At 73.3% G+C, this 14898-nt stretch carries 14 protein-coding genes, 1 tRNA gene and 1 pseudogene; 9 read left to right on the forward strand and 7 right to left on the reverse strand.

All coding sequences use genetic code 11. The annotated features are described in order from the left end of the window. The first annotated feature begins 70 nt into the window (after positions 1-70). A complete protein-coding gene (locus ACH499_RS34270; protein ID WP_356205920.1) occupies positions 71-1057 on the forward strand; it encodes an aldo/keto reductase in 987 nt (328 codons plus the stop codon). After that, positions 1054-3411 carry a helix-hairpin-helix domain-containing protein gene (locus tag ACH499_RS34275; RefSeq protein WP_399020944.1) on the forward strand — a complete coding sequence of 786 codons (2358 nt, stop codon included), beginning with the start codon at positions 1054-1056 and terminating at the stop codon, positions 3409-3411. Before ACH499_RS34270 ends, ACH499_RS34275 begins: the two co-directional genes overlap by 4 nt. 96 nt (positions 3412-3507) lie before the next feature. Here ACH499_RS34275 and ACH499_RS34280 read toward each other — a convergent pair whose 3' ends face one another. Further along, positions 3508-4233: a hypothetical protein gene (locus ACH499_RS34280; protein ID WP_399020946.1), complete on the reverse strand. Its 726-nt coding sequence runs from the start codon at positions 4231-4233 to the stop codon at positions 3508-3510. Positions 4234-4280: 47 nt separating this feature from the next. Here ACH499_RS34280 and ACH499_RS34285 point away from each other — a divergent pair, with 47 nt between their 5' ends. Continuing rightward, positions 4281-4469 carry a DUF5703 family protein gene (locus tag ACH499_RS34285; RefSeq protein ID WP_161163089.1) on the forward strand — a complete coding sequence of 63 codons (189 nt, stop codon included), beginning with the start codon at positions 4281-4283 and terminating at the stop codon, positions 4467-4469. Between the two features lie 86 nt (positions 4470-4555). Here ACH499_RS34285 and ACH499_RS34290 read toward each other — a convergent pair whose 3' ends face one another. The 3 genes from ACH499_RS34290 to ACH499_RS34300 form a co-directional block, all read right to left on the reverse strand. Then, entirely contained in the window at positions 4556-5377 is an 822-nt protein-coding gene (locus ACH499_RS34290; protein WP_399020949.1) for a chaplin family protein, read from the reverse strand. A gap of 167 nt (positions 5378-5544) precedes the next feature. Continuing rightward, the gene (gene chpH, locus ACH499_RS34295; RefSeq protein WP_356205924.1) at positions 5545-5778 is read right to left on the reverse strand and encodes a chaplin ChpH; all 234 of its coding nucleotides are present in this window, start codon (positions 5776-5778) and stop codon (positions 5545-5547) included. A gap of 169 nt (positions 5779-5947) precedes the next feature. Next, positions 5948-7273 carry a M20/M25/M40 family metallo-hydrolase gene (locus ACH499_RS34300; protein WP_356205925.1) on the reverse strand — a complete coding sequence of 442 codons (1326 nt, stop codon included), beginning with the start codon at positions 7271-7273 and terminating at the stop codon, positions 5948-5950. A gap of 186 nt (positions 7274-7459) precedes the next feature. On the opposite strand from ACH499_RS34300, the gene ACH499_RS34305 reads away from it, so the two are divergent. Further along, positions 7460-7547 (forward strand) — tRNA-Leu (locus tag ACH499_RS34305). Positions 7548-7625: 78 nt separating this feature from the next. Beyond that, positions 7626-8000: a YchJ family protein gene (locus ACH499_RS34310; RefSeq protein WP_399020952.1), complete on the forward strand. Its 375-nt coding sequence runs from the start codon at positions 7626-7628 to the stop codon at positions 7998-8000. A gap of 8 nt (positions 8001-8008) precedes the next feature. Here the strand turns inward: ACH499_RS34310 and ACH499_RS34315 are convergent, their stop codons facing one another. Further along, a complete protein-coding gene (locus ACH499_RS34315) occupies positions 8009-8710 on the reverse strand; it encodes a FadR/GntR family transcriptional regulator (protein ID WP_399020954.1) in 702 nt (233 codons plus the stop codon). Between the two features lie 137 nt (positions 8711-8847). Between ACH499_RS34315 and ACH499_RS34320 the strand changes: the two genes are divergently transcribed. Continuing rightward, positions 8848-9375, forward strand: a complete 528-nt coding sequence (locus ACH499_RS34320; RefSeq protein ID WP_365604819.1) for a gluconokinase — start codon at positions 8848-8850, stop codon at positions 9373-9375. A 99-nt stretch (positions 9376-9474) separates the two neighbouring features. Further along, positions 9475-10872, forward strand: a complete 1398-nt coding sequence (locus tag ACH499_RS34325; protein WP_399020956.1) for a GntP family permease — start codon at positions 9475-9477, stop codon at positions 10870-10872. A gap of 102 nt (positions 10873-10974) precedes the next feature. Here the strand turns inward: ACH499_RS34325 and ACH499_RS34330 are convergent, their stop codons facing one another. Both ACH499_RS34330 and ACH499_RS34335 read right to left on the reverse strand, forming a co-directional pair. After that, positions 10975-12519, reverse strand: coding sequence for an APC family permease (locus ACH499_RS34330; protein ID WP_399020958.1), 1545 nt, complete (start codon positions 12517-12519; stop codon positions 10975-10977). A gap of 33 nt (positions 12520-12552) precedes the next feature. Further along, the gene (locus ACH499_RS34335; RefSeq protein WP_399020960.1) at positions 12553-13503 is read right to left on the reverse strand and encodes a hypothetical protein; all 951 of its coding nucleotides are present in this window, start codon (positions 13501-13503) and stop codon (positions 12553-12555) included. Positions 13504-13706: 203 nt separating this feature from the next. Here ACH499_RS34335 and ACH499_RS34340 point away from each other — a divergent pair. Both ACH499_RS34340 and ACH499_RS34345 read left to right on the forward strand, forming a co-directional pair. Then, positions 13707-13948 (forward strand): annotated as a pseudogene (locus tag ACH499_RS34340) (hypothetical protein); the annotation flags it as partial. Further along, entirely contained in the window at positions 13945-14481 is a 537-nt protein-coding gene (locus tag ACH499_RS34345) for an NUDIX domain-containing protein (protein WP_399020962.1), read from the forward strand. The pseudogene ACH499_RS34340 and the gene ACH499_RS34345, both read left to right, overlap by 4 nt. Positions 14482-14898 lie beyond the last annotated feature (417 nt).

Below are 14898 nucleotides of genomic sequence, written 5' to 3' on the forward strand. Positions count from 1 at the left end.
CCTTAGCGTGGCGGATCCGGTTGTCCACAGGCCCCCACGGCGCAGGCCGTGGCCAGTAATGTCGGCGTTCATGGAGCAGAGGCATCTCGGCCGCACCGGCCTGCGTGTGTCCCGCATCGGGCTGGGCACCCTCACCTGGGGCAGGGACACCGACGAGCACGACGCGGCGGACCTCCTGAAGACGTTCTGGGAAGCGGGCGGGACCCTCGTCGACACGGCGGACGTGTACGGCGACGGGGAGGCCGAATATCTGCTCGGCCGGCTCATGGAGGGCTTGGTGCCGCGCCGGGACCTGGTGCTCTCGACCAAGGCGGGCAGCGTGCCGGATCCCGACCGCCGCTTCGACGGTTCGCGGGCCCACCTGCTCTCGGCGCTGGACGCCTCGCTCGCCCGGCTCGGCACGGACCACGTCGACGTGTGGCACCTGCACGCCTTCGACCCGCACACGCCGCTGGAGGAGACGCTGCACGCCCTCGACGTGGCGGTGAGCAGCGGCCGCGCCCGGTACGTGGGGGTGTCCAACTTCTCCGGCTGGCAGCTCGCCAAGGCGGCCACCTGGCAGCTCGCCGCGCCGGGGGTGCGCAACCGGCTGGCGAGTACGCAGATGGAGTACTCGCTGCTCCAGCGCGGCATCGAGCGCGAGGTGCTGCCGGCCGCCCTGGACCTGGGCATCGGGGTGCTGCCCTCGTCGCCGCTGGGGCGCGGGGTGCTGACCGGCAAGTACCGCAAGGACGCCACCCCGACGGATTCGCGGGGCGCCTCCGACCACCTGGCGCCGTTCGTCGCCCCCTACCTCGACGACACGGCCGGTCACATCGTGGACGCGGTGGCGACGGCCGCGGACGGGCTCGCGGTGACGCCGCTCCAGGTGGCGCTGGCGTGGGTCCGCGACCGGCCCGGCGTGGTCGCGCCGATCGTCGGGGCGCGCACGGCACAGCAGCTCACGGCGGCGTTGTCAGTGGAGAGCCTTAGTCTTCCTGACGAGATCCGCCGGGCGCTCGACGACGTGTCGGCGCCCGTGCACCGCTATCCCGATCACGACTGGAGCACGCTGTGAGCACGGAGCCCGAGCCCGCCGAGGACACCGCGGACGCCGTGGACGCCGGGGCGAAGACGCCGGGCGGCACGGAGGAGACGGGGCGGGAGGACGCCGAACGGGCCGAGGGCGAGCAGGCGGCTACGCCGTCGCGGGCGCCGGAGGCCGGCGGCCCCGTGGCCGCGGAGGCCGGTGAGCAGGGCGGCGACGGTGCGGCCGCTGCCGGCCCCGCGGGGGACGGTCCGGCGAGTGACGGCCCTACGGGCGACGGTGCGGCTGCGCAGGTTTCCGAGGCCGAGGCCGAGCTGGCCGCGCAGCGGCTGGAACGGGAGCGGATCGAGCGGCGGAAGGCCGAGAAGCAGGCGCCGATCGAGAGCGGGGCCAAGCTCAGCGGCACGGCGGCCGAGCTGCTCGCCGCCGTGCGCGCCGTCGAGAGCGGAGAGAAGCCGCCCGCCACGGTCTTCGACGAGCCGCGCCCCGCGCCCCGCCGCCCCTCCCCCGAGCCGGTGCGCCGCCCCGAGCCGGTGCCGGCCCCGCCCGCCGCCGGGCCCGCGCCCGGGACCGTCGCGGCCGTCCGGCGCGTCCTCGCCGAGGGCGGCGCCCCCGAGGCGCTCGCGCCGCAGGTCGCCGAGGTCCTCGGTGAGACGGCCGAGGACGCGCTGCGCGCCGACCCCTGGCAGTTGCTGCGGGTCGCCGGGGTGCGGCCGGAGCAGGCCGACGGCTTCGCCCGGGCCCTGCTCGGAGCGGAGTGCGGCCCGGACGACGAACGTCGGGGGCGTGCCGTCACCGTCTGGCTGCTGGAGCAGGCGGCCCTGGCCGGGCACACGGCGCTGGAGCTGCCGCGGCTCACGACGACGCTGGCCCAGCGGGGCGTGCCCGACCCGGAGGCCGCTGTGCAGAGCACGCTCGCCGAGGGCGAGGCCCTGGTCTTCCAGGACGCCCTGGACGAACCCGGTGCCCGCTCCGGGCCGGCGGCCGAGGAGGCGGAAGGCGCGGACGAGGCGGAGGAACGGCCGGTCCGGGTCCTGGTCGGCCTGGAGCGGTACGCGCTCGCGGAGGAGAGCCTCGCCGACGGTCTGGCCCGGTTGGTCAACTCGGTGCCCAGGCAGGACGGCGCCCCCGGCTGGGAGCAGGCCGCGGCTTCCGCCCCGGGGGCCGCCGCCGACCTGATCCGCGCGGTCGCGGGCCACGGGCTGGTCCTGCACACCGGCGGGGAGGCGTCCCTCGCCGAACCCGCGGCCCTGCTGCGGGCGGCGCACGGCCTCGGGCTGCGCGCCTGGGCCGCCGCGCACGGCCCCCTCGGCCGGGACCGCTTCGCCGCCCTGCTGACGGACCGGCCGACCGCGCCGCACCCGGAGTCACCGACGCCGGACGCCGCCTCGCCCGACGCCACCGCCGGGACGCCCGCCCCCGACGGGCCCCCTGTCGTCACCCTGGCCGGGCTGCTGGCCGGGGCCGAGGGGCCCGGGCGGGACGCGGACGGTGCGCTGGACCTCGATCTGCTCGTCGTGCTCGACGCGCCGCAGGTGGACGTGGAGACGGGCGCCCTGCTCGCGGAGTCGCTGCCCGACGGGGCCCGGCTGGTGCTGGCGGGCGACCCCGGCGTGCTGTGGTCCGTGGGCCCGGGACGGGTCTTCGCGGATCTGCTGGCGGCGCGGATCTGCCCCCAGGTCGCCTCGCGGCGTCCGGACCCGGGCCCGCTGGGCGAACTGGTCTCCGGCATCGGCGTCGGTGAGCTGGCCCAGGTGGAGGCGCCCGGCAAGGAGGTCGTGATCGTGCCGGTCCGGGACGCGGGCGAGGCCGTGCACCGGACGGTGCAGCTCGTCGCGGACTCGGTGCCGCGCGCGATCGGCGTCCCCGCCGACCGGACCCAGGTGATCACGCCGGGGCACGGCGGTGCGGCGGGCACGCGGGCGCTCAACGCGGCCCTGAAGGAACGGCTGAATCCGGGCCCGGGCCGCTTCGGCGGCTTCGACCCCGGTGACCGTGTCGTCCACTCCCCCGCGCCGGGCCGTACGCTGCCGGGCCTCGTGGTGGGGGCGGACGCCGACGGGCTGCGCCTGTCGTGCGCGGGCGAGACCGTCGTCGTACCGAGGGAGCAGGTGGAGCGTTGCGTGCGGCACGGGTGGGCGATGACCGCGCACCAGGCGGTGGGCGGCCGGTGGCCCGCGGTGGTGGTGGTCCTGCCCGGCGACGCGGTACCGGCGCTCAGCCGCCCGTGGGTCTACACGGCCTTCGGCCGGGCCGCCCGGCACCTGTCCGTGGTGCACGGCGTGGACCAGGCACTGCCCCGGGCCGTCGCCGAGGTCCCGGCCAAGCCGCGCACGACCCGGCTGCCGGCGCTGCTCGCTCCGCAGGTCCCGTCCGCCGACTGACGCGCTGAGGCTTCGAGGCTCGGACGGACACGCGAAGGGGCGGTGGCGGTCACGGACGGACGCCCGTGACCGCCGCCGTCCCCGCCCGGCGACGGATCAGAAGTCCGCCCGCGGCCTCTCCGGCTCGCCGTCGTCCTCCTCGTCGACGGGCAGGTCCGCGTCCAGGTCCTCCTCCAGCTCCGCCACCTCGTCGTCGTCCTCGTCGTCATCGTCGAACTCGTCGTCGAAGACGGCGCTGACGTCGAAGCGGCAGACCACCTGCTGCGGATCGACCTCGTCGAACGGCGCCTCCAGCCACTCGCCCGGCTCGGCGCTCTCGTCCGCGGCCGTCACCCAGAGCGTGGAGTCGCCCTCCTCCAGGCCGAACTCCTTGTGCCGGGAGGCGATCTCGTCGGCCTCGAACTCGCCGAACAGGATCCCCAGCGCCCCGTGGACCGTGCCGGCGACATCGGCGCCCACCTCGGCCTCGTCGTCCGCCGCCTCGATCCGCCGGGCCTGCGCCATCAGCCGCTGCGGCTCCGCCACGGCGTAGTCGCGGCGGATCAGTACGCTCAGCGCGCTCGGTTCCTCTGGGCCCGTGTACGGCGGCAGGGTGTCGTCCGCACCGGGGATCTCGAAGGGGGTCACCTCGTCGTACCGGTCGTAGAGCAGTTCGTCGTACGCCTCCGCGGCCGCGGCCAACTGGTTGAACGCCTCGTAGACGGCCGGGTCGTCCTCCCCCGACCGGCGTTCCACCGCGGCCAGGTGGCGGTCGAGCGCCGTCTTCACGGCCTCGGCGGCGGCGCGTACCTCGGCAGCGGTGGGCTGCGCAGCATCAGACATAGTGCAGACGCTATCCGTACCGGGCCCCAGCCCGCACAATAGATGCGATGCCGGAATACGAATTTGTCGACGTCTACGTGCCACGCGGGGTCTCCCGCAAGGAGACGACGCGTCTGCTGACCGACCATGCCGAGTACGGACACTGGGAGTTGTACCGCCTGAGCCTGCTGCGCGACGGCAGCCGCAAGGTGCGGTTGAGGCGGCGGATCATCCGTCAGGTGCGCGCCACCTGGTGAACGGGCGCCCCGTGTGCGGCCCGCGCGTGTGACAGGACGGAGCGGGTCCCGCCGGTGCGGGGCCCGCTCCGTGTTCCGGCCTGCCGTCAGGCCGAGGCTCGCGCCTTGCGGTAGAGCATCGTGCCCGCGAGCAGCGCTCCGGCGCCCGCCGGCAGGGCGAGACCCAGCGGAAGTTCGCTGCCGGTCTCGGCGAGCTGCGCGTCGCCGCCGGGCCGGGTGACGGTCCGGGTGCCCGGCTCGTTGCCCTCCGGCGTCTCGCCGCCCGGGTTGCCCGGGGTGCCGGGCTCTCCGGGGGTGCCGGGAGTACCGGGCTCGCCGGGGTTGCCGGGAGTCCCCGGCTCACCGGGGTTGCCGGGCTCACCCGGGTTTCCCGGCTCACCGGGGTTGCCGGGCTCACCCGGGTTGCCCGGCTCACCCGGGTTCCCGGGCTCACCGGGGTTGCCCGGTTCTCCCGGCGGGGTGGACTCGCCCCCGCCGTTGGCGCATTCGTTGTCCGTGGCCGGGTTGAGGACGCCGACGGCGTCGACCGTGTTGCCGCAGACGTTCACCGGCACGTGCACCGGCACCTGCACCGTGTTGCCGGACAGCACACCGGACGAACCGGTGCTGGAGCCGTCGGCCTGCGAGCCGCCCTGCGAGGCCTCCTCGTCGTCGGAGGCGCCGGCGCCCTGGTTGGCGCAGGCGTTGCCCATCGCCGGGTTGAGGACGCCGACGACGTCGACCGTGTTGCCGCAGACGTTCACCGGCACGTGCACCGGCACCTGCACCGTGTTGCCGGACAGCACACCGGACGAACCGGTGCTGGAGCCGAACGCCCCCGAGTCGGCGTGAGCGGCGCCGCCCGCGGCGGCGATCACGCCGGTGGCCGCCGCCATCGTCATCAGGCCCTTGCGGGTGACCTGTCGCATTTCGAATTCCTGCCTTGCCCTAGTCCCGTAATGCCGAGAATTCCGTCGCTGCCGACGCTTACGCACACTGGTGCGTTTTCCGCCCCCGGAGACCGCCGGCCCCGGAGCGCACGAACGCGCACTCCGGAACCGGCGGAATCAGACCCTCATGAGGCGAGGAGCGAGCGTCAATCGTTGACGCAGACGTTGCCGAAGGCAGGGTTCAGCAGGCCGATCACCGAGATCGTGTTGCCGCAGACGTTCACCGGCACGTGCACCGGCACCTGCACCGTGTTGCCGGAGAGGACACCCGGGGAGTGCACGGCGGCACCCTGGGCGCCGGAGTCGGCGACGGCCATGCCCGCGCCCGCGAGAACCAGACCACCGGTGGCGGCAGCAGCGGCGACGACCTTCTTGAGCATTGTTCCTCCTGGTTGACAAGGGCGATCACAAAATTGCTGATCGCATTACCTGTAACGAGGAAGGAGTAATGAGGCTACGAGCCTATGAGCGCATTCACCCTTGCCGGTCGCCTCCCGTACGCACGGCCGAATACCGGTGAAGGGTGAATGCCTGTCGTCGGGGAGCCGGTCAGGAGGCGTCGATGAACCGGTCGAGCACCCGCACGCCGAACCGCAGGCCGTCCACGGGCACCCGCTCGTCGACGCCGTGGAACATGCCCGCGAAGTCCAGCTCCGGCGGCAGCTTGAGCGGCGCGAAGCCGAAGCCCCGGATGCCGAGGTCGTCGAAGGACTTGGCGTCCGTGCCGCCGGAGAGCATGTACGGGATCGCCTTCGCCGCCGGGTCCTCCGCGACCAGCGCGGACTGCATCGCGTCCACCAGGCCTCCGTCGAAGGTGGTCTCGACGGCCTTGTCGGCGTGCACGTCCTCGCGCCGCACGTTCGGGCCGAGGATCCGGTCGAGGTCGGCGAGGAACTCCTCCTCGTACCCCGGCAGGAACCGCCCGTCCACGTGTGCGGTCGCCTCGCCCGGGATGACGTTGACCTTGTAGCCCGCGCCGAGCTGGGTGGGGTTGGCGGTGTTGCTCAGGGTCGCGCCGATGAGCTTGGCGATGCCGCCCAGCTTGGCGAGCGTGCCCTCCATGTTCTCCGGGTCCAGCTCGGTCCCGAGGGCGTCGCCCAGTTCGTCGAGGAAGGCGCGGGTGGTCTTGGTGACACGGACGGGGAACCTGTGCTGTCCGAGGCGTGCGACGGCCGCGGACAGCTCGGTGATGGCGTTGTCGCGGTGGATCATCGAGCCGTGCCCGGCGGTGCCGGCCACGGTCAGCTTCATCCAGTGCATGCCCTTCTCGGCCGTCTGGATCAGATACAGCCGGCGCTGCTCGCTGACGGTGAAGGAGAAGCCGCCCACCTCGCTGATCGCCTCGGTGACGCCCTCGAAGAGGTGCGGGTGCTCGTCGACGAGGTAGCGCGCGCCGTAGGTGCCGCCGGCCTCCTCGTCGGCGAGGAAGGCCAGGACGATGTCGCGCGGGGGCTTGCGCCCGGTGCGCAGCCGGTCGCGGACGACCGCGAGGGTCATCGCGTCCATGTCCTTCATGTCGACCGCGCCGCGCCCCCACACGCACCCGTCGGCGACCTCGCCGGAGAACGGGTGGTGGGTCCAGTCGTCCGCGTTGGCCGGGACGACGTCGGTGTGTCCGTGGATGAGCAGCGCGGGCCGGGACGGGTCCTCGCCCTCGATGCGGGCCACCGTGGAGGCGCGTCCCGGGTGGGACTCGAAGATCTGCGGCTCCAGGCCCACCTCGGCGAGCTTCTCCGCGACGTACTCGGCCGCCGCGCGCTCGCCGGGGCCCGAGTGGTCGCCGTAGTTGCTGGTGTCGATCCGGATCAGCTCGCGGCAGAGGTCGACGACCTCGTCCTCGCCGGTGACGCTCCTGGCCGTGCCCGACTCGCTCACGTGCTTCCTCCCGCTGTCACTGCTGGTGGGGTCCCCCTCATCCTCCCCCGCCGGGCCTCCGGGCCCAAGACGGGGACCGGCCCGTCACACGCCGTTCACGACGGCCGGGGGGTGATCGGCCACCCCCGAAAGCCTGGTAATGTTTACGTCGTCGCCACGGGGAGCACCCCGCGCGACAGACACCTTGTCCGGGTGGCGGAATGGCAGACGCGCTAGCTTGAGGTGCTAGTGCCCTTTATCGGGCGTGGGGGTTCAAGTCCCCCCTCGGACACCACTGAAGGCCCCTGCTGAGCAGGGGCCTTCTGCTGTGCGGCTTTCCGGCGCACGGACCCGGGCGGGCACAATGGCCGCCATGACCACGCGAAACTGCCCCTGCGGGCTGCCCCGGACGTACGACGAGTGCTGCGGCCGCTTCCACTCCGGGCAGGCGCAGGCACCGACCGCCGAGGCGCTGATGCGTTCGCGGTACAGCGCCTTCGTGAAGGGTGACGCGGGGTACCTGCTGAGGACGTGGCACCCGAGGACCCGGCCGGCGCGCCTCGACCTGGATCCGGGGACGCGGTGGACCGGGCTGGAGATCCTGGGGACGACCGACGGGTCCCCCTTCCACACCACCGGGACCGTCACCTTCCGCGCGTCCTACCGGGGCGGGTCGCTGCACGAGCACAGCCGGTTCGAGCGGTCGGACGGGGCGTGGGTGTACGTCGACGGGGACTTCCCGGCGTAGCGGCCGCGCTACGGCGCGAGGATGTCCAGTTCCTGGAGCGCGCCCACCGTGATCTCACGGGTCAGTTGCTCGGCGCGCTCGGCGTCCCGTTCCCGGACGGCCTCGGCGACCTGGACGTGCAGGGTGACGGCGGCCGGGTCGGGGTCCTCGAACATCACGGCGTGGTGGGTGCGGCCGGCCAGGACCTCGGCGACGACGCCGCCGAGGCGGGCGAACATCTCGTTCCCGGAGGCGGTCAGGATGACGCGGTGGAAGGCCACGTCGTGGAAGAGGTACTGCTCCAGCCTGCGACCGCGTGAGTTGGCGACCATGCCGAGCGCGCACTCGGTCAGCTCGGCGCACTGGTCCGCGGTGGCGTTCTTGGCCGCCAGCCCCGCGGCCACCGGCTCGACCGCCGAGCGCAGCACGGTGAGGGAGCGCAACTGGCGCGGGCGGTCGGCGCCCGCCAGGCGCCAGCGGATGACCTGGGGGTCGTAGACGTTCCACTCGCACTCGGGCTGGACGGTCACCCCCACGCGTCGGCGCGACTCGACCAGGTGCATGGACTCCAGTACGCGGACGGCCTCGCGCATCACGGAGCGTGACACCTCGAAACGCTGCGCCAGTTCGTCCGTGCGCAGGACGCTGCCCGCGGGGTATTCGCCCGCGGTGATCGCGGGGCCGAGGGTGTCCAGTACGCGGCCGTGCAGCCCCCGGCCCGGTGTGCTCATGCACTCAGCGTACGGGGCGGGTCACGGGAACAAAAAGTCAGACTTATATGTCACAGACTCTTGAATTTGTCGTACCTAATGGGTTTCAGTTACCTCGACATCACGTGTCGACGAAGACAGCAGACAGCGAGAGCACGATGCAGCAACTGCGCACCCCCCATGTCGTCGTGGTCATGGGCGTAGCGGGCACCGGGAAGACCACCATCGGACCGCTGCTCGCGGCCCGGCTCGGTGTCCCCTACGCCGAGGGCGACGACTTCCACCCGCCGGCCAACATCGCCAAGATGTCGGCCGGCACCCCCCTCACCGACGAGGACCGCCTGCCGTGGCTGGACGCCATCGGCGCCTGGGCACACGGGCGGGCGGGCCTCGGCGGGGTGGTGAGCAGCTCGGCGCTGAAGCGGTCGTACCGCGACCGGCTCCGGGCCGCCGCTCCCGGTGTCGTCTTCGTCCACCTCACGGGCAGCCGCGAGCTGATCGAGGACCGGATGTCGCACCGCCAGGGGCACTTCATGCCGACGGCACTGCTCGACTCCCAGTTCGCCACGCTCCAGCCGCTGGAGGCGGACGAGGCGGGCGTCGCGGTGGACGTCGCCGGCAGCCCCGAAGAGATCACCGAAAGGGCGATCACCGCCCTGCAGTCCCTCCCCGAACCGGCCCTGTAGCCGACGGGCCGACCCCCCACGGCCTCCCCGGGGGCCGTGCCGCCGCCTGCGCGCACGGTCCCGCACTCCCCGAATCCCCCTCACCCCAAGGGAACCACCGTGACCAGACTCAGCGTCGAGATGCTGGCAGCGGACACCGTCGAGCCGATCACCTCCGCCGGCCACGCCCAACTGGGCATCGCCGTGCTGCTGGGCATCGCCGTCATCGTCCTGCTCATCACCAAGTTCAAGCTGCACGCCTTCCTGTCCCTGACCATCGGCACGCTGGCCCTCGGCGCGTTCGCCGGGGCGCCGCTCGACAAGGTGATCGCCAGCTTCACCACCGGGCTCGGCTCGACGGTCGCGGGCGTCGGCGTGCTCATCGCGCTCGGCGCGATCCTCGGCAAGATGCTCGCCGACTCCGGCGGCGCCGACGAGATCGTGGACACCATCCTCGCCAGGGCGAGCGTGCGCTCGATGCCGTGGGCGATGGTGCTGATCGCCTCCGTCGTCGGCCTGCCGCTGTTCTTCGAGGTCGGCATCGTCCTGCTGATCCCGGTCGTCCTGATGGTGGCCAAGCGCGGCAACTACTCCCTGATGCGCATCGGCATCCCGGCGCTGGCCGGTCTGTCCGTGATGCACGGCCTGGTCCCGCCGCACCCCGGCCCGCTGGTCGCGATCGACGCGCTCGGCGCCAACCTCGGCGTGACCCTGGCGCTCGGTGTCCTCGTGGCGATCCCGACGGTGATCATCGCCGGTCCGGTGTTCTCGAAGTACGCGGCCCGCTGGGTCGACGTGCCCGCGCCCGAGCGCATGATCCCGCAGCGTGCCTCCGAGACGCTGGAGAAGCGTCCGAGCTTCGGCGCCACGCTCGCCACGATCCTGCTGCCGGTCGTGCTGATGCTCGCCAAGGCGCTCGTGGACATCGTCGTCGACGACCCCGACCAGATCGTGCAGCGCGTCTTCGACGTCGTCGGCTCGCCGCTGATCGCCCTGCTCGCCGCCGTGATAGTCGGCATATTCACGCTCCTGCGGCCCGCCGGGTTCGCCAAGGACCGCGTCTCGGGCCTGGTCGAGAAGGGGCTCGCGCCGATCGCGGGCATCCTGCTGATCGTCGGCGCGGGCGGCGGCTTCAAGCAGACGCTCATCGACTCCGGCGTGGGCCGGATGATCCTGGAGATCTCCAAGGACTGGTCGATCCCCGCGCTTCTGCTGGCCTGGCTGATCGCGGTGGCGATCCGGCTGGCGACCGGTTCGGCGACCGTGGCGACGGTCTCGGCGGCCGGTCTGGTCGCGCCGCTCGCGGCGGACATGTCGACCACCCACGCGGCCCTGCTGGTCCTCGCCATCGGCGCCGGTTCGCTCTTCTTCAGCCATGTCAACGACGCCGGCTTCTGGCTGGTGAAGGAGTACTTCGGCCTGAGCGTCGGCCAGACCATCAAGACGTGGTCCGTGATGGAGACGATCATCTCGGTGGTCGCGGGTGGTCTGGTCCTGCTGCTCTCGTTGATCATCTAGAGGGCCGTTCGTCCAGGCATACGCGAACCGCGACCACGACGGCGCCCGCTCCCGGTCCCCCGGGGGGCGGGCGCCGTCGTCGTCCCGTACGGCCCGCGCGGCTCAGGACACCTTGTCGGCCGCCTTGTCGAGCTGGAAGGCCTCGTTGCCCAGTCCGATGCGGGCGTGCCGCTCGGGGGCGCGGGCGCGCAACACCAGGCCCTGCACCAGGCCGCCGACCGCGGCGAGGCCGATGACGCCGGGGAGCAGCCGGTCCAGGGACGAGCCGGGGCCGGCGCCGACGAGGACGTCGAAGTCCTTCACCGTGTAACCGGCGATCACCAGCAGGGCGGTGCCCGCGACGGCGGAGGTGACCAGGCGGACGCCCTGGGCGGCGGCAGCGCCGCGGCGGACGAAGAAGGCGACCACGGAGAACGAGGCCGCGGCCATCAGCACGATCACCCCGAGGGCGCCGATGTTGCCGCCCCAGGTGAAGAGGTGCAGGACGGGCTCGGTCGGGTCGCCGGCCGGTTTGTCGTCGGCGATCGCGAAGCCGGCGACCACGACGGCGGACACGGCGGTCTGCAGCAGCGAACCGGTGCCGGGCGCGCCGCTGGTGCCGCTGGTGCGTCCGAAGGCGGCGGGCAGCAGGCCCTCGCGGCCCATGGCGAAGGCGTACCGGGCGACGACGTTGTGGAAGCTGAGCAGGGCCGCGAACATGCCGGTGACGAAGAGCACGTGCAGGACGTCGGTGAAGGTGCCCCCGAGCCGGGACTCGGTGAGGAAGAAGAGCAGGCCCGCGCTCTGCTCCCGGGCGGTGCCGACGATCCTGTCGGGGCCGGTGGCGACGGTCAGGGCCCAACTGCTGAGCGCGAAGAAGACGGCGACGAAGCCGACGGCCAGGAACATCACGCGCGGCACCAGGAGATGCGGGCGGCTGGTCTCCTCGGCGTAGACGGGGGCCTGCTCGAAGCCGAGGAAGGCGGCGATGCAGAAGCACAGCGCGGTCCCGACGCCGGCGCCGGTCAGCGTGTCGGGGTCGAAGGCGTGCAGCGACAGCCCCTGCGGGCCCGGGTCGGCGACGGCGGCGATGTCGAACACCACCACCAGGACCACCTCGATGAGCAGCAGCACACCCAGCACGCGTGCGTTGACGTCGATCTTCAGCCAGCCCAGCGTGCCGACCGCGAGCACGGCCAGCAGCGCCGGGATCCACCAGGCGACCTCCAGATCGGCGTAGGTGGCGAGCAGCCCGGAGACCTCGAAGCCGAAGATGCCGTAGATGCCGACCTGGAGGGCGTTGTAGGCGACCAGCGCGACCATCGCGGCGCTCGCCCCGGCGGTGCCGCCGAGCCCGCGGGAGATGTACGCGTAGAAGGCGCCCGCGTTGTGGACGTGGCGGCTCATCTCGGCGTACCCGAGGCTGAAGAGGATCAGGACCACGCCGAGCACCACGAAGAGCAGCGGCTGCCCGACGATGCCCATCACCGCGTAGGTGGTGGGCATGACCCCGGCGACCACCATGAGGGGGGCGGTGGCGGCGAGCACGGACAGCAGGAGGCCGCCCGTGCCCAGCCGGTCGGCGCGCAGGGCCCGCTCCTCGCCCTTGAAGGTGCTGATGCCACCGTCGCTCGTGGGTCCGCTCGTGCGTGAACTGCCCGTGCTCATCGGGGTGCCGTCCTCACTGTGGGAATCGGGGGGTCAGGTGGTGCCCAGCGCGCCGTCGCGGGCGGTGCGGAAGGCCTGGTGCGGGTCGCGGTCCGGGTACGACCAGGGGGCGGGCGTGGCGTGCTCGCCGATGCGGTGGAAGAGCGCGGCGGCCTCGGCGCCGCGGCCTTCGCAGGACTTGGCGTGCGCGAGGAAGTTGAGGTCGATCAGGCGGCGCGGATGGCCCTCCTGCTCCCACTCCAGCCACCAGTCGAAGGCCGCCTTCATCACCTGCCGGGCCCGGCGGCCGACCCAGTGGCCGGACGCCCGGGGGTCGGCGGGCTCGTGTCCGGCGGCTGCCAGTACGCGGTAGCGCTCGGCGTGTGCCACCACCGGGAGGATGGCCAGCGGGGAGTCGGCGGGGGCCTGTTCGGCGGCCCAGTTGGCGAACTCGTACACCTCGTGCAGCGGGTCGGGGCCGCCGTCGCCTCGGCGTTCGGCCAGCCGGGCCACCACCAGGTGGTGGGCGTGGTGGTGGTCGGCGAACCGGGCGCGCACGTGCTCGAAGGTCCGGACGACGTCCTCGTCCGTGCCGAGGGCGCGTTCCAGCATGAGCAGTCCGAGCCAGGGGGTGGGGTCGGCGGGCACGAGCGCGGCGGCGTCGCGGCAGGCGTCGCGTGCCCGGCCGGGCTTCTCCTTGCCGCGCAGGGCGCGGCGGACCCGGGCGAGGGCGAGCAGGACGGCGGCGTCGGTGGAGTCGGGTTCGGCCAGCAGCCACTCGCGGGTCCAGGCCGCGCAGGAGGACTCCTTGGCGAGGACCGTCACCCGGTGGCCGCGGCGGTCCCAGTCGTCACCCGTCTGGACGAGCAGGGAACGGGCGGACTGCCAGCGTCCCTGGACCAACGCGCCGCGGGCGACGGACAGTTCGGCGTCGTCGAGGGCCTCGTCGAAGGACTGGGCCGCACGCCTGCGGCCGCGGCCGAGGGGTGGCGGAGGTGGGGACACCGCGGGAACTTCCTCACGCGACGCGGTAGGTCGTCGTAGCCGGTCTGCCATGCACTGGTCACGCACAGCAAACCGGCAGCCAACGCATGACGTCAAGCCTCGACGACCCGTTACACGCGTCAACTCCGCTTACAGAAAGGGGACTTGAGGCTGAGTCCGGCCCGGACCACCCGGATGCGGCGCCATCCGGCGTCCCGCCCCCACCGGCACTGAGGTCGGTCGCCCAGCCGCTCGCGGGGATCGCCTGCGGGGTCGGCTTCCTCGACGACCGGCTGCGGACCGATGCCGGGGCGCTCGCGTGGGAGGCGGGGGGTCTGGCGCGGCGGTGACGGGCATCGTCCTGCTCGGCATGCATCCGGCGATGCCGCAGGGCACGGCGAGCGCGGGCCGGCGCGGGACCTCCAACGGCGGTGCGGGGGCGGCCGCTGCTTGGATGGGCGTATGAGCGCTGCTGACGAGATCCTCGACATCGTCGACGAGAACGACCACGTCACCGGGCAGGCCCGGCGGGGCGACGCGTACGCACGGGGGCTGCGGCACCGGTGCGTGTTCGTGCGGGTCCGGGACGCGGAGGGCCGGCTCTTCGTCCACCGCCGAACGGCGACGAAGCTGGTGTTTCCCTCGCTGTACGACATGTTCGTGGGCGGAGTGGTGGGGGCGGGTGAGTCCTACGACGAGGCTGCCCTGCGGGAGGCGGAGGAGGAGCTGGGGGTGCGGGGGCTCGGGCGTCCGGAGTTCCTGTTCAAGTTCCTGTACGACGACGGCGCGGGGCGGACGTGGTGGTCGGCGGTGTACGACGTGCGGTGCGCTCTGGCGGTCGAGCCGCAGGCCGAGGAGGTGGCGTGGTGGGGGTTCCTGGAGGAGGGGGAGGTGCTGCGGCGGCTCGGGGAGTGGGAGTGGGTGCCGGACGGGCTCGCGGCGTACGGGCGGCTGCGGGACTGGCTCGCTGGTCGCGGGGTGCCCGGTGAACCGGGGTGAGGGCAGGTGGCCCGATGCGCGGGCCGGCTGTCCTGCGCTCAGGGCGTGCCCGGGCGTGGGCGCGGGGTGGCTGCGCGGGCCGGTGCCGACAGGGTGCCCGGCGTGGGTGCGCGACCGGGGTGGGTGGCGCTGCCCGGCGCTGACGGGGTGCCTCCCCCACTCTCGGCTTCGCTCGAGCGGGGGGACCCCCACCACCCACCCGTGCCGCCCTGGGGGTACCTCCCAGGCCCTTCAGGCACTGGGGGAGGCACGACTGCCCGCAGCTGGGGACGACACCGACTGCTCGCAGCGGGGACGGCGTCGGCGGCCCGCAGCTAGGGCGGGGACGGCGGTCAGCCGCGTACGGCGGGAAGGGGACGGGTCGGGGGGTGTCCGCCCGCAGCGGTTGGCGCGTCAACACGGGCACGTTGGTAAGAA

Source organism: Streptomyces sp. NPDC018947 (assembly GCF_044390505.1).
Taxonomy (GTDB): Bacteria; Actinomycetota; Actinomycetes; order Streptomycetales; family Streptomycetaceae; genus Streptomyces.